Source organism: Cohnella faecalis, assembly GCF_003570905.1.
Lineage (GTDB): Bacteria > Bacillota > Bacilli > Paenibacillales > Paenibacillaceae > Cohnella > Cohnella faecalis.
In genome coordinates this window covers 1142738-1162521 of sequence record NZ_QXJM01000039.1, presented here as the reverse complement: position 1 = coordinate 1162521, position 19784 = coordinate 1142738, and the positions used below count along the sequence as shown (strand labels likewise).

Annotated in this window: 16 protein-coding genes and 1 pseudogene; 7 read left to right on the top strand and 10 right to left on the bottom strand. The window is 56.7% G+C overall.

All coding sequences use genetic code 11. The features are described from left to right. Window positions 1–201 precede the first annotated feature (201 nt). The 3 genes from D3H35_RS18205 to D3H35_RS18195 form a co-directional block, all read right to left on the bottom strand. The gene (locus D3H35_RS18205) at window positions 202–525 is read right to left on the bottom strand and encodes a YflT domain-containing protein (protein ID WP_119150647.1); all 324 of its coding nucleotides are present in this window, start codon (window positions 523–525) and stop codon (window positions 202–204) included. Between the two features lie 84 nt (window positions 526–609). Next, on the bottom strand, window positions 610–984 hold the full coding sequence (locus tag D3H35_RS18200) for a hypothetical protein (RefSeq protein ID WP_119150646.1): 375 nt from the start codon (window positions 982–984) through the stop codon (window positions 610–612). Between the two features lie 131 nt (window positions 985–1115). Further along, window positions 1116–1574, bottom strand: coding sequence for a DUF948 domain-containing protein (locus tag D3H35_RS18195; protein WP_158594175.1), 459 nt, complete (start codon window positions 1572–1574; stop codon window positions 1116–1118). Between the two features lie 200 nt (window positions 1575–1774). Between D3H35_RS18195 and D3H35_RS18190 the strand changes: the two genes are divergently transcribed. The 4 genes and pseudogenes from D3H35_RS18190 to D3H35_RS34895 all read left to right on the top strand — a co-directional run. Further along, window positions 1775–1939, top strand: coding sequence for a DUF1328 domain-containing protein (locus tag D3H35_RS18190; RefSeq protein ID WP_119150644.1), 165 nt, complete (start codon window positions 1775–1777; stop codon window positions 1937–1939). 310 nt (window positions 1940–2249) lie between these two features. Next, window positions 2250–3293 (top strand): nucleotidyltransferase family protein, encoded by a 1044-nt coding sequence (locus D3H35_RS18185; protein WP_119150643.1) that lies wholly within the window; start codon window positions 2250–2252, stop codon window positions 3291–3293. Further along, window positions 3290–4474, top strand: coding sequence for a glycosyltransferase family 4 protein (locus D3H35_RS18180; RefSeq protein ID WP_119150642.1), 1185 nt, complete (start codon window positions 3290–3292; stop codon window positions 4472–4474). The genes D3H35_RS18185 and D3H35_RS18180 overlap by 4 nt, the downstream gene beginning before the upstream one ends. Before the next feature lie 16 nt (window positions 4475–4490). Next, a pseudogene (locus D3H35_RS34895) lies at window positions 4491–4658 on the top strand (glycosyl transferase); the annotation flags it as partial. Window positions 4659–7077: 2419 nt separating this feature from the next. On the opposite strand, the gene D3H35_RS18170 reads toward D3H35_RS34895, so the two are convergent. Then, the gene (locus tag D3H35_RS18170; RefSeq protein ID WP_119151213.1) at window positions 7078–7926 is read right to left on the bottom strand and encodes an RluA family pseudouridine synthase; all 849 of its coding nucleotides are present in this window, start codon (window positions 7924–7926) and stop codon (window positions 7078–7080) included. A 132-nt stretch (window positions 7927–8058) separates the two neighbouring features. On the opposite strand from D3H35_RS18170, the gene D3H35_RS30380 reads away from it, so the two are divergent. Further along, entirely contained in the window at window positions 8059–8454 is a 396-nt protein-coding gene (locus D3H35_RS30380) for a hypothetical protein (RefSeq protein WP_147355886.1), read from the top strand. Here the strand turns inward: D3H35_RS30380 and D3H35_RS18165 are convergent. The 5 genes from D3H35_RS18165 to D3H35_RS18145 all read right to left on the bottom strand — a co-directional run bounded on the left by D3H35_RS18165 (window position 8415) and on the right by D3H35_RS18145 (window position 15991). Then, entirely contained in the window at window positions 8415–8672 is a 258-nt protein-coding gene (locus tag D3H35_RS18165) for a DUF2164 domain-containing protein (protein WP_119150640.1), read from the bottom strand. The genes D3H35_RS30380 and D3H35_RS18165 overlap by 40 nt on opposite strands. Then, window positions 8669–9430: a type I methionyl aminopeptidase gene (map, locus tag D3H35_RS18160; protein ID WP_119150639.1), complete on the bottom strand. Its 762-nt coding sequence runs from the start codon at window positions 9428–9430 to the stop codon at window positions 8669–8671. Before map ends, D3H35_RS18165 begins: the two co-directional genes overlap by 4 nt. Before the next feature lie 88 nt (window positions 9431–9518). After that, on the bottom strand, window positions 9519–12584 hold the full coding sequence (locus D3H35_RS18155) for a HEAT repeat domain-containing protein (protein ID WP_158594174.1): 3066 nt from the start codon (window positions 12582–12584) through the stop codon (window positions 9519–9521). 45 nt (window positions 12585–12629) lie between these two features. Then, window positions 12630–13127: a GNAT family N-acetyltransferase gene (locus D3H35_RS18150; RefSeq protein WP_119150637.1), complete on the bottom strand. Its 498-nt coding sequence runs from the start codon at window positions 13125–13127 to the stop codon at window positions 12630–12632. A gap of 38 nt (window positions 13128–13165) precedes the next feature. Continuing rightward, the gene (locus D3H35_RS18145) at window positions 13166–15991 is read right to left on the bottom strand and encodes an adenylate/guanylate cyclase domain-containing protein (RefSeq protein ID WP_119150636.1); all 2826 of its coding nucleotides are present in this window, start codon (window positions 15989–15991) and stop codon (window positions 13166–13168) included. 138 nt (window positions 15992–16129) lie between these two features. On the opposite strand from D3H35_RS18145, the gene D3H35_RS18140 reads away from it, so the two are divergent. Both D3H35_RS18140 and D3H35_RS18135 read left to right on the top strand, forming a co-directional pair. Continuing rightward, entirely contained in the window at window positions 16130–16516 is a 387-nt protein-coding gene (locus D3H35_RS18140; protein ID WP_119150635.1) for a DUF4280 domain-containing protein, read from the top strand. 1 nt (window position 16517) lies between these two features. Continuing rightward, window positions 16518–18350, top strand: a complete 1833-nt coding sequence (locus D3H35_RS18135) for an MORN repeat-containing protein (protein WP_119150634.1) — start codon at window positions 16518–16520, stop codon at window positions 18348–18350. 723 nt (window positions 18351–19073) lie between these two features. On the opposite strand, the gene D3H35_RS18130 is transcribed toward D3H35_RS18135, so the two are convergent. Then, the gene (locus D3H35_RS18130; RefSeq protein ID WP_119150633.1) at window positions 19074–19751 is read right to left on the bottom strand and encodes a tetratricopeptide repeat protein; all 678 of its coding nucleotides are present in this window, start codon (window positions 19749–19751) and stop codon (window positions 19074–19076) included. Between the last annotated feature and the right edge of the window lie 33 nt (window positions 19752–19784).

Below are 19784 nucleotides of genomic sequence, written 5' to 3'. Positions count from 1 at the left end.
ATCGACTCCTCGAGAATGACTTGCTAGAGCATACTTCCCTATGAAAAAATCGTCTATCAAAAAGTGTACATGGGCAGGGGCAGGGAGTAAAGGAACCCCTTCAGTAACGGCTCTCCACAGTAACCGCCGCGCAACAAACGCGAATAAGGAATGAGCGGCGGAATTCGCCCTCATTCCTTATTCCCATATGCTCCGAATGCTTTAATGGCGCGCCATGACCAATACTTTCCCTTGATCGAGTGCCGCTTCGTACAGATGCGCCTCGCGAGGCTCGAACCCCATCGATTCAATCTTGCTGCGGAGCTCGTCGCCTCTGGATCGGAACAAATTGGCGATCGAATCGAACATGCCTTCCTCCGACAGCCCTACCTTGTTCGTATCGATCGTGTCCGCCAGACGGTCCGTTCGTTCCTTCCCATGAGCCAGCACGTAAACCTCTTCCCTCGTAAATCCTTGACGGTGCAAATCCTTCACCACGTCGACGGCTTCCAATCCGTTGTTGACAAGCTTGGCGTATGCTCTCATCCTTTGTCTCCTCCTTATGGATCGTCTCTTCCTTTACTTAAACCCGGAATTCCGGAGTGAAACGGTCGATTTCACTTTTTTCCTTCAAACGCCGCAGCAATCTTCGAAGAGATCCAAGGAAACGAGATTGCCCGAATCGTCGACGAATACTTTGAGCGCATCGGTCCCGTTCGTTACTCCCCATCCGTCGTCGGCGACAAAGGCCGGCGCTCCGAGAGCGTCCTCGAGCGATTGTTTGTCCAGCTTCACCTTTTTGCCGTCTATGTCCGCTCCGCTGGCAGCGGCCTTCAATTGGACATAAGACACGGTTCCTTCGCACAAACCGACGTTCTTGCTCTTGCCGTAGCTCCACGTTACGCAGCCCGGCTGCCACTCGTCCCGCTCTTTGCCGGAGGGTTGACCCCACTTCTCGCGACATCGTCCGCCCGATCCCCGACTGCAAGCCCTTCCAGCCGCCATTGGGAAGATGCCTCTGGTATAGAAGCCATCGCGGGAGCAGGGCCGGACGTTGAGCCCCCTCCCGCTCCTCCCAGAACCAATACAAGCATGACTAGCCACGATATGAGCATACGAGCGCCTCCGTCCGTTTCTTATTCGCGTCCGTCCGCCGGGGATGTCCGCGATTGCTGCCAGCCTTTGCGCAAGCCGATCGCCACGCGAGCGCCTATCGTCGCCCAACGCAGCCATGCGGGAGTCGGCGCATCGTCGGCTTGATGAGTCGCAGCGGCTGCTTGCAGATTGAATGCGTGTGCGATTCCTCTGGAAGCATGGCGCGCCGCTCCGGTCGCTTCGCTTAACAGCTCACCGACATCCTTTACCGCATCGAACAGCGGATCGGTGGATTGCAGCTTTCCTCTTATGTCATCCGTTACCTCGGTGACGGTAGCCGCCAGCTTTTTCACGTCGCCTTGCAAGCTTTCGACCGTCATCTTCACTTCTCTCATAGCGGATTGCGTCGCGCGCAGCAGCAGGATCAAAAACACGCACAACGCCATGAAGCTCGCAGCGGCCGCGGCCACGCTCCATGCGATAATTTCATTGCTGCTCAAGAGCATTCCTCCTTCCGGTTGCACAGGCGTCGGCTTGTGCCTATCTAATGTCCCGTTACCCGCAAGAGGAAGACGTTGAACCATCGGCGTCCCATCGATTCAAAGCGGCAGAGGAGGGGTAAGCAACGACTAGCGAGGAGCCCGCAGCCTAATACCTGACGTTGCGGAAGCTCCGGTTCACTACAAAAGGAGGAATTCCTATGCTCTATTGGACAATGGTATTTCTGGTCGTGGCTATCGTGGCCGCTATCTTCGGATTCGGAGGCATCGTCGCGGCCGCAGCCGGCATCGCCAAAGTGCTGTTCTTTATTTTCCTGATCCTGTTCGTCATTTCCTTGTTCACGGGACGCCGTTCGTGGCGTTAACGAATGAGGGGCGGAAGGACAAGCCGTCTGGATAATGATTGCTTTATTTTCCTTAATCCGGTAAAGTAGGCGTTAGCTAAAAGGTACGATTCCATCTTCCGGCCTTCAGGGGAATAGCGCGATCCGTATCCGACGCATCCATTGCAGCCCTCTTCAAGCCATTGAACGACACAACGAACCATGACGCTTCCCTGCGCGCCGCGCGAACCGGGAAGCGTCTTTTTTTCTCCTCGCTGATTCGGACGGAAGGGATCGTGTTAATAGAAAGACAGTCGACCCTTAGGGGAAAGAAACGGAGGCTGATTCGTTCATGAAAGCACTCTTCCTTGCAGGCGGTCTGGGCACAAGGCTCCGGCCATTGACGGAGCATCTTCCCAAACCGATGGCCCTCGTAGGCAATCGTCCTTGGCTGGAGCACTTGCTCCTTCACTACAAAGCCCAGGGCGTCGACGAATTCGTCATCGCCGTGAAACACTATCGCGAATTGATCGAGACTCTTCTCGGAGACGGCTCCAAATACGGAGTACGCATCGATTATTCCGTCGAAACGGAGCTGCTCGGCACGGCGGGAGCGATCAAAAACGCAGAAAAGCTGCTGGCCGATCGCTTTATCGTCGTTAACGCCGACATCATCCATCAGGTCGATCTGGCCTCCGCGCTCCGCTTTCACGACGAGCATGGCGGTGCGGCGACGATCTGTCTGACCGAGGTGGACGATCCGTCGCACTATGGCGTCGTCGATCAAGCCGGCAACGGAAAAATCGTTCGTTTTGTCGAAAAACCAAAAAAAGAAGAAGCACCGACAAATCGCATCAACGCCGGCATATACATTATGGAACGCCGCGCATTGGACCATATCCCCGCCGGGCGGCCGGTGTCCATCGAGAAGGAAACGTTCCCGCTCCTGATTGAAAACGGCAGCGGCGTATACGGCCATCCGATAGGCGGCTATTGGATGGATATGGGCACCAAGGTGCGCTACCGCCAATTGCATTGGGATTTGCTGGACCGCCGCTTTCCGCTTGCGATCGGCGGCAAAGACTCCGACGACAACGGAATCTGGATCGGCGATAACGTACGCGTCGGCCAAGGGGTTCTCTTCGTTCCTCCGGTCATGATCGGCGACGACGTCACGATCGGCGACCGCAGCATTATCGGTCCCTATGCCGTCGTCGGCAACGGAACGCGAATCGGAAGCCACGTGCGCTTATCGCAATCGATCCTGTGGGAACGCTGCAAAATCCGAACGGGCGCCCAGTTGAACGAATGCATTTTCGGAACGGGAATGCAGGTCGGGCCCCACATTTTGCACGAAGCCGTATGCAATCGAACCTTGGAGGTGCATCGCCGATGAACACGACTCGTCAACCCCACATCGCTTATGTCAGTACTTTTGTTCCCAAAAAATGCGGACTTGCCACCTACACCCATCATTTGCGCGAAGCCGTCGGGCTTGCCAAAAACGGATGGTCGCAGGATACGGTCGTCGCCATGTGCAATCCGGACGAACGGGTCGATTACCGGGAAAGCTGGATGTGGCCTGTCGTCAAGCCGGATCCGGAGGAATACCGCAGAGTCGCGGAGACGATTAATCAAAGCTCGGTGGATATCGTCTCTTTGCAGCACGAATTCGGAATTTTCGGAGGCGATGCGGGCTCCCACGTACTGGAGCTGCTTCAACGTCTGAAAAAGCCGGTCGTGACGACGTTCCATACCGTATTCGAGCAGCCTCAGGAACGATATTCGGACGTTCAGCGGGAAATCGCCGAATGGAGCGATCATCTTCTTGTCATGAATCGGAAAGCGATCGGCTTTCTCCATTCCAGCTTCGGCATTCCGCACGAGAAAATATCGTTCATTCCGCATGGAACGCCGATGCCGAACCGGGCTGACCGGACGCTTGTCAGGCGCCGCAACGGATGGGAAAATCGGAAGGTGGCGTTCTCCTTCGGCCTGCTCAGCCGGAGCAAAGGCATCGAGCTTGCGCTCCGCGCTCTAGCGATTGCGGTTCAGGCCGTTCCGGAGCTTATGTACGTCATAGCCGGGCAGACGCATCCCGAAGTGCGCAAGCACGAAGGGGAAGCTTACAGGCAAGAGTTGGGCAATCTTGTAAAAGAGCTCGGGCTGGAGCACCACGTTCAGATGATCGACAGGTACATTCCGGAGGAGGAGCTTGCCTCGCTTATTACGGCAGCCGACCTGTACATTACGCCCTACCCCGGCATGCAGCAAATAACGAGCGGAACGCTCGCTTACGCTGCCGGACTCGGCAAGCCGATTCTCTCCACTCCGTATTGCTACGCGAGGGATTTGGTGCAAGGCCACGACGAAATGCTCCTGCCCTACGGCGACGTAGGCGCCTGGAGCTCGAAGATTATCGAGCTCTTCACCTATCCCGGCATGCTGGAGCGCTGGGAAAAAATCGTCGCGGAAATCGGGCAGAACATGCATTGGCCGCAAATCGGGGCGCAGCATTTGCGGTTATTCAATCAAGTCGTTAACGAGCAGCGGTCTACCATTGCCGATGTCGTCTGACAATAGCTCGCGGCGCATGGGCTCTGCGCCATCGTTCGCTCATCTGCGCCGATTGACGGACGATACCGGATTGCTTGAGCATGCGCTGGGGCGCGTTCCGCGCCGCCGGGAAGGCTACACGACGGATGACAACGCGAGGGCGTTATGGACGGTGACGGAATGGCTGTCCCTTGCCTCGCATCGAAAAAAGACGGATACGATCGTCGGCAGAAGAACGAATGATTCCGGGACGGCGGCGGACCTAGCAAGGGATGACCAGGCAATGGAATTCGGGCCGGACGAGGATCGATCGCGGAACGACAGAGCTATGGAAGTGAGGTCGGACGAGGATCGGTTACGAAACGATAGGGCCATGGAAACGAGATCGGACGAGGATCGGTTACGAAACGACAGGGCCATGGGAACGAGGTCGGATGAGGATCGGTTACGAAATGACAGGGCCATGGAAACGAGGTCGGATGAGGATCGGTTACGGAATGACAGGGCCATGGAAACGAGGTCGGATGAGGATCGGTTACGAAATGACAGGGCCATGGAAACGAGGTCGGATGAGGAACGGTTACGAAATGACAGGGCCATGGAAATGAGGTCGGATGAGGATCGGTTACGAAATGACAGGGCCATGGAAACGAGGTCGGATGAGGAACGGTTACGAAATGACAGGGCCATGGAAATATGTGCGGAAAAAGACGGGAAAATGACTGCGGAGCAGGCGGGCACACTGTCGGCCTTGGCGGAAATTTATATGGCATTCCTATTATGGAGCCAGCACGACGACGGCTGGTGGCATAACAATATCGCTTACGACCGGACTCCAGAGCCGGAAGAGCTTTCCCACGATTGCCAAGGCCGGGCGTTCTGGGCTTGCGCCGATGCGTGGGTGAGGCTGGAAGGGCCGCTTAGAGAAACGGCCCGGATTATGATCGAAAAATCACTTCAAACCATTATGCGCATCGATTCGCTCAGAGGCCGGGCATTCGCCATGGCGGCGTGCGCTCATCTGCTGGATGCCGACGAGTCCGGAACTATCCAGCTTCCGGATGATTGGCGTCAGCTTCTCAAGCAGCAGATGAAACGGCTGGAGCAATTGATGAACGAGGCTTTCCGTCATTTTGCGGACGACAGCTGGCGATGGTTCGAGCCGGCCATGACGTACAGCAACGGAATTCCCGCTTGGGCGCTTCTGCGGACGTACCGGGTCACGCAAAAACCGGAGACGCTCAAAAACGGTCTGGACAGCTTGGCCTACTTGCTGGATACGATGACTGCCGAGGAAGGCTGGCTTCGTCCAGTCGGCAACGACGGCTGGTGCACCAACGAAACGATAAGCCGCTGGGATCAACAGCCGCTCGAAATGTTCAAGCTCGCGCTGGCGCTCGAAGAAGCGGCGCTTGCCGTTGAAGCCGCTCGTTACGACGAATCGCGTCTCGTCGCCAGCGGGGTATCTTCAACGCTCGGCACCTCCGGAGGGAGCGATTCGGCAAACTCGGGCAGCTTGGGCAGTTCGAGACATTCGGGGAGTTCGGGCAGTTTGGGGAGTTCGAGACATTCGGGCAGCCTCGTCGGAGCTTCATGGCCGGGTCTTGTTCAATCGCATCGAGGCTCGGATATGGCCGACACCCGTTATTTGCGGGAAATGCGGGATTTGTGTCTCTCCTGGTTTTATGGTGAGAACGATTTGCAAGTGCCGATGATCGATTGCTCCGACGGCAGCTGTTGCGACGGATTAGCCGAACACGGTCCGAATCTCAACTGCGGGGCGGAAGCCGCCATCTCCTACTTGATGACGGAGGCGATCTGCAGGCGCGAGCGGGCATAGCATGAACAAACAGGCTGGATGGGAGAGGTGGTATCCCGTCCAGCCTGTTTTTATGGATATAAGGCATTTTACTTTATTGGGTCTGCAAAACGCCTACCGCCACCGTTGTGTCCATTCGCATCACAATTTCGCACACTCTACCCGCCTACCGCCACCGTTGTGTCCATTCGCATCACAATTTCGCACACTCTACCCGCCTACCGCCACCGTTGTGTCCATTCGCGTCACAATTTCGCACGCTCTACCCGCCTACCGCCACCGTTGTGTCCATTCGCATCACAATTTCGCACACTCTACCCGCCTACCGCCACCGTTGTGTCCATTCGCACCACAATTTCGCACACTCTACCCGCCTACCGCCACCGTTGTATCCATTCGCACCACAATTTCGCACACTCTACCCGCCTACCGCCACCGTTGTGTCCATACGCGTCACAATTTCGCACACTCTACCCGCCTACCGCCACCGTTGTGTCCATTCGCACCACAATTTCGCGCACTCTACTCGCCTACCGCCACCGTTGTGTCCATTCGCATCACAATTTCGCGCACTCTACTCGCCTACCGCCACCGTTGTGTCCATACGCGTCACAATTTCGCACGCTCTAACCGCCTACCGCCACCGTTGTGTCCATTCGCATCACAATTTCGCACACTCTACCCGCCTACCGCCACCGTTGTGTCCATTCGCATCACTTTTCAACCTATAGCCGCTTAAAACGAATCGGCCGCAGTTCGACGATTACTCATCGAAATACGGCCGCTCCAACCAGATTTTGTTATGTTATTTCCCGCCGCGCAGACGCTTCAACGCTTGGTTGAAATCTTCCGGCAGCGGCGCTTGCACCTGTTGCTTGTCCCCCGTCCACGGATGGCTCCAAATCAGCCTTTCTCCGTGAAGCGCTTGCCGGGACATGACCGTCCGCTTTCCTCCGTACAAGCCGTCGCCTGCCAAAGGATGGCCGATCGCCGCCATATGTACGCGAATTTGATGCGTTCTGCCGGTCTCCAATTGCAAACGCACGAGCGTATGATCCGCAAAACGCTCCACGACCTCATAATGCGTAACCGCCGGATCTCCTGTTTCGCTGACCCGGCGCTTCGTCGAGTGGTGCCGGTCTTGGCCGATCGGCTTGTTGATCGTTCCCTGCTTTTTCTCCAGTACGCCTTCCGCCAAAGCCAAGTACACGCGTTCGATTTTTTTCTCTCGCATCGCCTTATCGAACTGATAGTGAGCGAATTCGTTCTTCGCATACAGAACCGGCCCGGTCGTGTCTTTATCGATCCGATGGATATGGCGAATCCGTACGTCTTGTCCGGACATCTCGTAATATGCGGCCACGGCATGCGCAAGAGTACGGCGCTGCCCTTTTTCGCTCGGATGCACTTCGTAGCCCGCCGGCTTGTTGATGACCAGCGTGAACTCATCCTCGTAAAGAACGTTAAGCTCCATCCAGTCCGACTCGAAATCCCGGCGTTCACGGGGAAACAATTGCAGCCTTAAGTTCGGACCTTGAAGCAGCAATCCCCGTGATTGAGACAGCTTCGATATTAGTTTCGGAGCAAGCGGCAAATGAGGCAAAATCCGCGGCAACGGCGCACCCGCAAGCGTGTCGGGGAGCCGAATCTCCATCCATTCGCCCTTAATCCTGCCAGGCTTTAATAAACCGGCTTGGCTTGATCCTTTCCCGCTTCCCGCACCCGGTTTTCCGCGATGCGCCTGCTGCCTCGACTCCCCCGGTCTGCTTTCGCCCGGCGAACGTTCGTGCCTTCCGTTGCTTCCGCTCTGGCCAGCGCCGCTGCGGTCTACTTGACCGTTCCTATCGGAGCCCACGCCTCTTCGATCTCCAAAACCAGCTCTATCGGAGCTCGCACCTCTCCGATCGCCAAACCCGCCCTTGTCGGAGCCCACGCCTCTCCGATCGCCAAAGCCGCCCCTATCGGAGCTCGCACCTCTCCGATCGCCAAAGCCGCCCCTATCGGAGCTCGCGCCTCTTCGATCGCTGCCGAAGCTCCCTCTATCGGAGCTCGCGCCTCTTCGATCGCCGCCGGAGCTTCCTCTTTCCTGCCTGCCGTCGTTACGGTTCCGTCCGTTCCCTTTCATCGCTTCCTTCACTCCCGTCAAATCCCTCTATTCGCAATTGGCCTCTGCAAAGAATAGAGCTCGTCTTCCACCTCGGACGATTTTCTGAGCACAAGTTCCCGCGCATCCTCGATAGCTTTGTTGTACACGTAAGGGCTCAATTCGCGCAGCATAAAATCGAGCATTTGCTCGGCTGCGAGTTCCCCGATCGTCTCCGAACGCTCTTCCTCGAAATATTGGACGATGCTGGAAACGAGCGCCTTCTTCTGCTCCTTCGGCAGCTTCACGACGATCATGGCGCGTTCTCATCCTGATCCGTAATAATATAAGGCCCGTCGCTCGTGATCGCAATCGTGTGCTCGTATTGAGCAGACAAGCCTCCGTCGATCGTTCTCGCCGTCCATCCGTCTTCGTCGACCTTTACGCCGTAGCTGCCGGTATTAAGCATCGGCTCAATCGTAATGACCATTCCTTCTTTGAGACGAATTCCCCGTCCCGGCAAGCCGTAATGAGGAACTTGGGGCTCCTCGTGCATCGTCGGTCCGATTCCGTGTCCGATGAAATCCCGGACGATGGAAAAGCCGTTCTTCTCCCCATGCTGCTGGATAGCATAGCCGACATCGCCGAGACGGTTGCCGACGCGAGCCTGCTCGATGCCCAGATATAAGCACTCTTCCGTTACCCGCAGCAGCTTATCCGCCAGTTCGGATACTTGCCCGACCCGGTAGCTCCAGGCTGAATCCGCAAGAGCTCCGTCAAGATTGACGACCGTATCGATCGTTACGATATCGCCGTCACGCAGCGCTTCTTTTTTCGGAAATCCGTGGCAAATGACGTCGTTCACGGAAGCGCACGTCGCGTATTCGTAGCCGTGAAAGCCGATCTGCTCCGGAGTAGCTCCCCGATCCCTTATATATTTCTCGACGAATTGATCGATTTCATGCGTTGTAATGCCGGGCTTCACGAGCTTTCGCAGCTCGCGGTGGCACGCCGCCAGCAGCTTGCCGGCTTTTCTCATGCGCGCGATTTCTTGCTTGCCGTGCAAATGTATCATTGCCATTCCCTCCATTCGAACGGGCGGTCGCGAATAGACCGCCCTCCTTCATCATATTCGGCCAATCGGCCTGGCGGAATACGTATCGTTACGAATCGATCCGCATGATCATTTCTTCCAGCAGCCTGATTCGGGCTAGCGAGGCTCGAAGCAAGCCTATTCCTATTTCCGGATATAGGCGAACTAGACGCGTAACCTCGTCCCTCTGCAAGCCGAGCACGCGAACGTCTCCGAAAAACGCTTGCGCCGTCACGGCCGACGGGGATTCGTCCAAGGCGGAATTCGCTCCGCATACCTCGCCCGGACCGACGACGCCGATCGTGCCTTCCCACCCTGCGGCGGAGACGCTCGTTAATTCCACGTTGCCTTCCACAATAACATATAAAGAGGCGTTTTTCTCTCCTCTTTTCAATAGCAGGTCGCCATCGGAAAACTTTTCCTCCGTGGCTACGCTCGCAATCAAGCCAAGCTCCTCCAAAGATAAATCGGCGAAGAAAGCGACTTTTTTCAAAAAGACGACTTTGTTCAGGCGCCCGAGCATCCCTTGCTCTTCCAGCACGGCAATCCCTCCCGTCTTACTGCGATTCAGCTCCGCGGCCATTTCCCGCCACCAATCGTCCGCGCTCGTAGCGGCTTTGTGAGCCGCCTCTTCCGCTTCCTGATCGGACAGGACAATCGCGACAGACTCTTCCGCCTGCAAGGTTGCGGCAAGCCGCTGGGACAAGCGGCGCTCGCCGACTCCTTCGGCCAGCACCTCGAGCCCTCCGCCACGAATCTCTTCGTCTTGGTCGTCCACTGCGCGCCGAATGGCCGCAACGACCTGCTCATCCGTCAATCGTTCCAGCATCGCCCAAATTCCGCCATGCACCGTCTCTCTCAAATCCCGGACGCGCAATTCCGCAAGCTCGGCAAGGTCCGTTCGCCCCAACTGCCGGAATGCCGCGGGAAGCCTCATCGCCTCATCGTTCTCCGCCAGCTTCAGCGTCCCTTGCTCCGCCAGCCAGCCTCGCACGTCATCGTCCGGCAGCAGCTTGGACAGCGCCGCGACCGACGCTTTCCACACTTTAGGGGCCGCATTCGGAAGCGATGCTTTCAGCGCGGCAACGGCTTTGCTTCCCATATCGGACAATGCCTGCTCCGTGACGCGGTACAGCTCCTGGTCAGCGGTCCTTAGCCGCTCCAGCAGCGTCGACAAAACCTGCGTTGCTTGCAGGGAGCCCAAGCACGCGGTGGCCGCCACCCTTACCGATGGGGAAGGATCGTCCAACAGCTTGGCGACTTCCGGTGAAAACCGTTCCAGCCTCAGCTCCGCGACGACACGGCATACATATACCGCCGGCTCTCCGCCTTCCTTCAATATCTTCTCGATAACCTCGAAGCACGCTTCGTAGCTCTGGGCGCTTTCCAGCGAATACATCGCTTTGACCGCCTCGGCCACGACTCCGGGATGCGAATCCAGCAGCTTCATCCGCAGGAAGAAGAAAGCTTGGGAAGGCATATGCTTCATTCCGGCAAGCTTCCGGACCGCTTCCGTCCGAACGTCCGGCTCGGGATCCTCGAGCAGCGAAGCGACGCGAGCCATCGCGTGCAAATCCGCGCCCGCCAAGTTAAGCGCCTTAAGCGCGGCGATCTTGATCCGGTCGTTCGCGTCGTCGATCAACGGAAGCAGCTCAGGCAAGTAACGGACGTCCTTCGTGCGGCCGATAATATCGAGGGCGATTTCCTTCGCTTCCTCGCCGGAAGTCGGAGATCGGAGCATCGCGAGCACCGTCCCCATCGTCTTCGAATTCCGCGCGAACTCGCGGAACGACTCGGCCAGCTCCCGCTCGGCCAGTCCGAGCACTTGAATGCTTTTCACCAGCTCGCGCATATACAGCTGCCGCACGAACCAGGACAGCGCGAGCAGCGCAGCCGCTCCCGCCGCTCCAACGGCAGCCAGCGCCGCGAAGCCGAGCCCGAAGCCGTTATGCAGCAGTTGAAGACCGGCTCCGAGCAATATTCCCCCGCAAGACGAAATGCCTTGGGCGACGTAGCGAAACCCGTCGCGCTGAGCGAGAGGAAGCGTCTTGTAGAACAATTGGTAGGAAGGCTCCGCCGTGTAATAGAGCAGCAAATAAGTAAGCATATAGCCGCCGGACACTGCCGCGACAGCCGCGGGTGAATCGAGAAAAAATAGGGCGGCCGCGAACGAAACGACGTACACCCCGGCAATGGCGGTCAACATGCCGCTTGCGCCAAGCCATGCCATCAATCGTCCCGACACGAGCTGCAGCAAAAACGCCAGCGCGAACAATACCGTTGTGACGACCCCGAACATGCGACCGAAGTCGGCTTCGTTCGGGTATGCGGCGTGAGACGTATTCAAAAAGACGTATTCCATTAGAAAATAAAGCGACGGCATAATCGTCATCATGCCCAGAACGCCAAGAAGAAACGGCGATCGGAGCGTCCTGCGGAAATAATCGAGAGCGGAGCTCCCGCCGTCCTCCGCCGATCCGGCATTCGGACCGCCAGCCGCGGCCCTTAACGTCAGAGGCACAAGATAACGGGCGATCGCTTTGCGGTAGTTGAAGACAGCGGCGGCCAAAAGAACCGGACCGATCGCATAGACGATGTCCGGACCGTACCAGCTGTTCACGACTTGCGTCAGCAAACCGGCGATAACGCCGCCCATCGTCGCCGCCGCGATGAATATCGGCATGAGACGTTTGGCTTGCTGAGTCGGGCATACGTCAACCGCCAAGCTCCACAGAAGAATCGTCTGCTGACGCACGACGAAGCTTGAAGTCAAGAACAGCACGGGATAATAGAAACGCCAATCCTCACCCGTCGCCCGCATGACGAGGAGCGCGGCGGCGTTGATCGCCACGACTCCCGTCATAATGTAGTACATGGCTCGCATGAGCGACGGCTTCGACAGCTTTCCGGCAAGCCAGCTCATGAACCAGGCTTCCAGCGGCAAAATAACGGCTTCCGCCGCATAGACGTACGGCAAAAACTCGCTGCCGAACCTTAAGTTGAACAGTGTCATAAAGCCGTTGTAATTGAGAGCTTCGGCCACGCCGCAAATGAGAAAAACCGGCGCCATGAGCCATAGCTTGCGCCGGTCTTCCGTTCGGATTCCGATTCGGCGCGACCACGTATCCATATTCATAAGACGAGTTCTCTCTTTCTTGCATGGCATCGCCGCCATTAGGCTTCAGGAAATTTTTCGGCAATAAATAAGCCGATCCTCTCCTTCGAAATAATAGTCGGGGCAACGGCCGATCAGCTCAAAGCCGTTGCGCTCGAACAATTTTCGGATCGTGCCGTATTCCGGCAGCGAGCAAGTATAAGTCATCACATAACGAGCAGAGCTGTATTCAAGGAATAGAAACATGGCTTCGATGAGGCGGGAAGCGATTCCTTCGCTTCGATAATCCCGATGAACGACGATGTAGTCCCAGCTGTAGCCGCCGGTCTTCTGTTCGTTCTCCTTCACGCTGTTAACGGCGACGATATCGCCTTGCTCGTTCGTCACGAACCAGAAGACGGCTTCTCCCTCCAAAGCCCGGTAGGGCAGCGTACGGAAATGCTCCTCTTCTCCCGGCGTATGCCGGGTATCGTCGAAGGAGTAAGGCGAGAAGAAGAAAGCGACTATCCGTTCCGCGTCCGCAACGCTGCCAAGACGCTCAATCCGGTATGTGTTCGCTATCATCGGTATACCTCCCTATCGGTTCGGGGCTCGTCGCCGACTTATACGGCCAACGTTCCGTTCCATCCCGATCCGGTTCCTTTCTGGTAGTACTCGTCACACAAATAGAAGTACAGCTTGGCCGCCTTGTCGAGTCTGTTCTGCTTGATAACTTCGACGAACGTTTCCCGGGCATCGTAGAAGCGGCCCTCCTGGCAAAGCTGCAAGCCCCGCTCGAACAGCGGCTTCGTTCTATCTTTCAATTGGCGCGTTTGCTCCGAATCTCCCTCGTAAATGTCGATCAGCTCGATAGCCTCTCCCTGCCCCTCGGGAGTGATCCGCCCGAGTGTCCGGTGACGGAAACGTTCCGGCTCGCGCAACTGCTCGAAAAAAGCGCGGGTCACGAGAATCGAAGCTCCCAAATCGTCCGACAGCTTCTCCAGCGTAGCGGTCAGATGAACGTCATCCGAGATTACGTTGCTTTCCCATCGCAGCTCCTCGCCGATAATGCCGAGCATGAGAGGGCCTTTGTGAATCGCGATTCCGACTTCGACGGGCTCATAGCCCGCCCGCCGCCTGCCTTCGTTGTAATCGACGAGATCGCGGCGAATGGCGACGGCCGTTCGCAGCGCTTCTTCCGCATAGCCCGGAAACAACGCCATGAAGCCGGCGCCCAGATACTTGCTGATCAGACCGTCCTCCTTGCGCACTTGCGAGCCGAATCTGCGGAGGAACGAGTTCATGAAATTGAAGTTTTCCTTCGGCGTGAGCTTCTGGGACAGCTGGTGGAAGCCGCGAATGTTCGCAACCAGAACCGCCATATTCTGCTGTACCTGATCTCCGAGACGAATATCCAGAATGCCCTTTTTGCCCAGCGATTTGAAAAACTGCTGTGGAACGAACCTATAGGAAGCTTCGGAAAATTGCGTAATGTCCGCGATATATTGCCGGATATAACGCGCCATTCGGTTGAACTGCACGCCGAGATCCCCGACCTCGTCGCGGCTGCGGATGCTTACTTCGGTATCCCAATTGCCGTCCGCCATCGCCATGACGCTCCGCCGCAGCTTGCGCACCGAGGACAGCATCAGGAACGTCGCCAGCAAAATAACGACGAGCAGGCCTGACGTAATGTAAACGATATTTTCGATGATGTTCTTGTATATTTTGCGGTTGGCTTGGTAGAGAACGTTCAAGTCGCGGCCCGTCTCGTAAATGCCGACAACCTGCCCGTCGCTATTGTAAACGGGACCGATGGCGTACATCCATTTGCCGTTGGCGTCTTCCCATTGGCCGGAACGGACGACTCCTTCCTGCAGCACGGCCAGATTATCCTCGCTCGTCTCGAACGGCTTGAACATGTTTACGCCGTCGTCGTCGTCCATAAGGATGTAAAGCTGCCCGTCTTCATACTTGTACAATGTGCTGTACAGCCCTTGACGGTCCGCCGAATCTTCTCCTTCGAACAGGAAGTTCATGTTCTTGCGCACCGCTTCGTAATCCGCGCTTCGGTACTCTTGCGGGGAATGCATATTTACCAGCTTGTCTCCGTCGATCAGGTGCTGACCGTTGCGCGCAAGCAGCGACAGCTCTCTTTGCATCTCTACTTCCATTCGGGCGGAAAAGCTGTTGTAAATGAAATTGGACAGCAAAATCATGCAGATGACGACAATTGGAACGGTAATGAACACCATTTTGAAAAAGAGGGAAAAGCGGCGGTTCATCACGTGCACGAAAACGAGCCTTAGCGAAAAGACGAGCAGCGCGGCCGATGCGGCCCCGAAAATCCAGACGAGCCACTTGCCCGTTATAACGCTGCGTTCGTAAGAAAATTTCGACTGAACTCCCGCCAGCCTGCCCCCTTCGTCGTAACGGAGCAGCGCGTCGTTCAGAACGACGGCCAATCCGCCGCCAGCCGTCCAATCGACATCCATAATTTCGTAGCTTTCCGCTCCCGGCGCCGCCGTCTCCAGCGAGACTCCTTCCACGACGACTTTGAGGCTGTTCGGCTTGTTCGGCTCCATGGAAGTTACCGCGTTCAACAGTCTATCGATAAAAATAAGCTTGCCCGACGGATCGAGCGACAGATGCTCGGGGAAGTTTTTGCGCGTTCGATCCATCGTTGGGAGAGGATAGACGATACGGCTATCGCCGTTCTCCGCCACAAGGAATATCGCGCCTCGCTTCGTCGTGTAATAAATTTGTCCCGGCTGTGTGCCAATAACTTCGGACAAATATCGGTTCACCGGAAGCGAGAACTTGAACGTTTCCTTGGCATTCCCTCCCGAAAGCGGAATTTCCATAAGCGCTATGCGATCGGTCTCCGACACGAAGAAGAACAGCGATTCGCCCTGAACCTGCAGCCCCTTCAGCTGTCCGACCCTCTTGCTCTGCCCGTTGCCCTTCCACGAGTACAGCGTTTCGGCGGACTTCCCGTTCGAATCGTACCGTATAATCTGCTCTTCGGTCACATACAAGCCGTAAGCGTCAAGCACGGTGTCGAGAACAAAAATCCGCCCTTCGCCATCGACGGCGACATCGGTAAAATTGCGCCTCGAAACGCTTTTCGAGCCTTGGTGGGTAATGCGCGCCTCCAGCTTTCCGTCGGAGGAAACTTTATCGACTTCTTGCCGGGATTGCGAAATAACGGCCAAGGAGCCGTTCGTCGCGTCGACCGCCCGCGACAAATTGCCCAGTACCGTATCCCGCTCCCACGGGCCCGACGACAGTCCGCCGTTTTGCTGAATCCGGTAGGCGGAAAAAGACGTAACCGCCAACGCGGCCAGCAACAAAAAGATGGCCAGCTTTTTCATATCCGAATCGACCGTCGCTTTCTCGAAATCTATCGCATTCTCAACCATTTCCGTCTCAAGCCCTGATATTTCCATGGTACTATACTTCTCGACATTTTACACTCTCTTTCCTATCTAAAATGACAATTTTCGGGATATGTTGTACTATGAATAATAACGAATACAGTACGGATCGCAGCACTCAAAACATCTCGTCGGGAAAGGGAGATTCAGGTGGGGCAGCTCGTATGCGGAGGCGCGTCTCTGCAATGCTCGTTCGGCGTAGCTCCCAGCACGCTGATGGTTTTGCCGGTGAATCGGGTCATGACTTCTTTGCCGATCGCCAACATTATGGACAACAAGCCTCTCGTGAATATTTTGCCGTTCGGCATGTGCAATTCAATGGCGAACCCTACCGTCGCTGCGGCGACGGCCGCCGCGCTCGGCGTCTTGACTCCGATGCCGTGCGTTCCGGTAACCGCGGCTCCCTGGGTTCCCGGTTCTCCTACCGTCCTCGTAGGCAACATGCCCGCGCTTAATAACCAATCCAAGTGCATGTGCAACTGGGGCGGCGCTATCCAAATCGTGAATCCGGGTCAAATGACCATACAGGTGCCGTGACATGATCGAACAAATTCTCAAGCCGTTCATTAAGCCGATCAAGCGGATGATCATTATGCCGCTCAAGAGAGCCAAGCAGCTTCCGAAGCTTATTTTGCGTTGGCTCATCTCCTGGATGCGCAACGTCATGGGCTCCGGGCTGCGCTCTCTCGATAATTATTGGAAATTGGGTACCTTCTATATTGCGAAAAAGCTAATTGTCATCATTCTGCTAATCTCTCTAGCAATCGTATTCTTCGTATTCATCAAGCCGCCCAAATTCGTGGACAAATGGTTCTCCCGGACGCCGAAGATCGAAGCTTCGGCAGCGGCTGCTCAAGGCTTCAGCGGCCAGGCGAAGATTACTAACGAAGCGGGCGAGCTCGTCTACGCAGGACCCTTGAAAGACGGGCTTTACAGCGGAACCGGCAAGCTGTTCGGACCAGGCGGCCAGCTGCTGTACGCCGGCGACTTCGATAAGGGACTGAAAACCGGAAAAGGCGAGCAGTACGATTCCGAAGGACGTCTGCTCTACCGCGGCGAATTCGCCAACGATCAATATGCGGGGGCCGGCTCCTTGTTCGCCGCCGACGGCAGCCTCGTCTATGAGGGCGCGTTCGCAGGCGGCAAGTATGAAGGCGAGGGCACGTTGTACGCGTCCAAGGATGTCGTCCGCTATACGGGCGCATTTGTCGCCGGCGTCTTTCAAGGCGAGGGCAAGCTGTTCGGCGACGATGGGAAGCCTGTCTACGAAGGGGCATTCAACGGCGGCGTCTACGAAGGAGCCGGCAAGCTGCTGCGAAACGACGGCACCGTTCAGATCGAAGGCAACTTCCTGGGAGGAGTCGCCTCCGGGGAAGGAACGGAATATTATCCGTCCGGCGCTGCGAAGTATAAGGGCGCGTTTGCGCTTGGGCGCTATCATGGAGCCGGGACGCTTACGAACGATCAAGGCGTCGCCATTTACACCGGCGCCTTCGTGAACGGACTGCGAGAAGGGGACGGGCAGGCGTTCCTGCCGGACGGTACCCCTCTCTACGCAGGCAAGTTCAAAGCCGACAGATACGAGGGAATCGGAACGCTGCTCGACGCCGACGGAGGCACCGTATACAAGGGCTACTTCCGAGGCGGCAAAATGGCCGTTCAAGCTTTTCTGGGGCTTGCTCTTCCGAAGCTGCAGGAAGTGCTCGGCCCGGCAGATCCTCCCAAAGAAGAAGAGGCTTCGACAGAGGAAGAAATTCCTTCTGGCGAAGAGGAACCTGCCGCTTCGCCGGACCCTCTTCCATCGCCGGAGCCTTCCGCGACTCCGTCTCCCTCATCGGAGCCGTCGCCTTCGGCATCTTCTTCTCCGGGCGCATCGCCTGCGACGGAAGCGGCGCCGTCCGCATCGGAACCTGCTTCGTCTGCGGAGCCTTCGGCTTCCCCGAGCGGAGCCGCTTCCGCAGCCGCGAATAAAAAAGCCACGGTAACGATTCTCTCGGCGGCAACTGCCGAACCGTCAATCGTTTCGCCGACGGCTGCGGCAACTTCGACGAGCGAGCCATCGCTCTCGGGCGAGACCGTCGCTGTTCCGATGGAGCTTGTCTATTCCGCCAGCCAGTTCTCCTTTAAGCTGATCGCGGACGAAGACAATCCGGAAGCTTACTTCGTATCGGAGATTCGCTCCTGGAACCGGGCGGTTCTCAACGAGGTCGCGGCCCAGATCGAAGCATCCGGCAGCAAGGGAGTAAAGACTCCGCTCGCCGCGGGCAAATACGAGATAGCTTACGAGTGGAATGGGACTCTCGTCATCCTCACCTACAACAAAGAGACTCCGGTTCGTCTCTCGATCAGCCTCATGAATACGACCAAATAACAAACGAGCTCCCGCACATTCGGTCACACTTCCGGCCGAATATACGGGAGCTCGTTCCACTGTTTCGCTCTCGACCACACATTCCTCCGATTGTATGGTACCTCGTACCATTGTTGCGCTCCCGATCACACATTCCGCCAATTGTATGGTACCTCGTACCATTGTTGCGCTCCCGATCACACATTCCTCCGATTGTATGGTACCTCGTACCTCTGTTGCGCTCCCGACCACGCATTACGCCGAATGTATGGTACCTCGTACCACTGTTGCGCGCTCGCCCACGCATTTCGCCGGATGTATGGTACCTCGTACCACTGTTGCGCGCTCGCCCACGCATTTCGCCGGATGTATGGTACCTCGTACCACTGTTGCGCGCTCGCCCACGCATTTCGCCGGATGTATGGTACCTCGTACCACTGTTGCGCTCTCGACCATACAATCCGCCGAATGTACGGTACCTCGTACCACTGTTGCGCTTCCGATCACACTTTCCGCCGATTGTATGGTACCTCGTACCACTGTTGCGCTCCCGATCACACATTCTGCCGATTGTATGATACCTCGTACCACTGTTGCGCTCCCGATCACACATTCTGCCGATTGTATGGTACCTCGTACCACTGTTTGCGCCCCCCGTACACATTTTTTGACGAGCTGATGGCGGACGACTCATACCGCGACAACAAAGGGGAGCCCCGCGTTCAGGGCTCCCCTTCTCATTGTCTACTTCTTGCGGTTGGCGCGGAACAAGCTGCGCAGCGCCCATTTCCGTTCGTGACGGCGCATATAGCGGGGCAGCGTTCGATAAAGCTTGCGGCAATCCTGGAATGCCAAGGCGGCTTCGTCGGCTTTGCCCAGCTCGCCATAGACGAGTCCAAGGCGGTAATAGGCCTCGCAGGAGGAAGAGTTCACTTCCTTGAACTGCCGCAAATACCGCAGCGCCTTCTCCGCATCCTTCTTCGCGTATGCTTCACCAAGCTTCAAGTACGGCTGTCCGTATTTGACCCGGGGGCTGATGTCCAAAGCGCGAAGCATCGCCCGCTCTCCTTCTTCCCATCGGCCAAGCGCAAGCTCGCACGTGCCGAGATCGCTCCAATATTCGGCCGAATGCTCCATCTTGTCTTCCATCCCTGCCAGCACATCGCGAGCTTCAGCGAATTTGCGGCCCTCGATCAGCAGCCTTGCAAGCTCTGACTTGGCCGATACGTCGTGCGGGTTCAGCTCCAGCTGCCGCTTCCATTTCGCGATAGAGCCGCGCCGCCGGAACGGCCGAACAAGGCTCGGCGACAATCCGATAAAGCGCCGCTCCAACGCATACAGAATGACGAGCAGCACGATGAGCGCCAGAAACGGATTACCGAGAAGCCACCACAGAAATCCGAACAAGAAAAATATTTTCACCGTTCTAAACCTCTCTTCCTTTAACGCGCATAG

Bases quoted from the DNA above. Each gene is read 5' to 3' on its own strand.
- D3H35_RS18205 (WP_119150647.1), bottom strand. From the start codon at position 525: ATGAGAGCATACGCCAAGCTTGTCAACAACGGATTGGAAGCCGTCGAC.
- D3H35_RS18200 (WP_119150646.1), bottom strand. From the start codon at position 984: ATGGCGGCTGGAAGGGCTTGCAGTCGGGGATCGGGCGGACGATGTCGC.
- D3H35_RS18190 (WP_119150644.1), top strand. From the start codon at position 1,775: ATGCTCTATTGGACAATGGTATTTCTGGTCGTGGCTATCGTGGCCGCT.
- D3H35_RS18185 (WP_119150643.1), top strand. From the start codon at position 2,250: ATGAAAGCACTCTTCCTTGCAGGCGGTCTGGGCACAAGGCTCCGGCCA.
- D3H35_RS18180 (WP_119150642.1), top strand. From the start codon at position 3,290: ATGAACACGACTCGTCAACCCCACATCGCTTATGTCAGTACTTTTGTT.
- D3H35_RS18170 (WP_119151213.1), bottom strand. From the start codon at position 7,926: ATGGAGATTCGGCTCCCCGACACGCTTGCGGGTGCGCCGTTGCCGCGG.
- D3H35_RS18165 (WP_119150640.1), bottom strand. From the start codon at position 8,672: ATGATCGTCGTGAAGCTGCCGAAGGAGCAGAAGAAGGCGCTCGTTTCC.
- map (WP_119150639.1), bottom strand. From the start codon at position 9,430: ATGATACATTTGCACGGCAAGCAAGAAATCGCGCGCATGAGAAAAGCC.
- D3H35_RS18155 (WP_158594174.1), bottom strand. From the start codon at position 12,584: ATGAATATGGATACGTGGTCGCGCCGAATCGGAATCCGAACGGAAGAC.
- D3H35_RS18150 (WP_119150637.1), bottom strand. From the start codon at position 13,127: ATGATAGCGAACACATACCGGATTGAGCGTCTTGGCAGCGTTGCGGAC.
- D3H35_RS18145 (WP_119150636.1), bottom strand. From the start codon at position 15,991: ATGGAAATATCAGGGCTTGAGACGGAAATGGTTGAGAATGCGATAGAT.
- D3H35_RS18135 (WP_119150634.1), top strand. From the start codon at position 16,518: ATGATCGAACAAATTCTCAAGCCGTTCATTAAGCCGATCAAGCGGATG.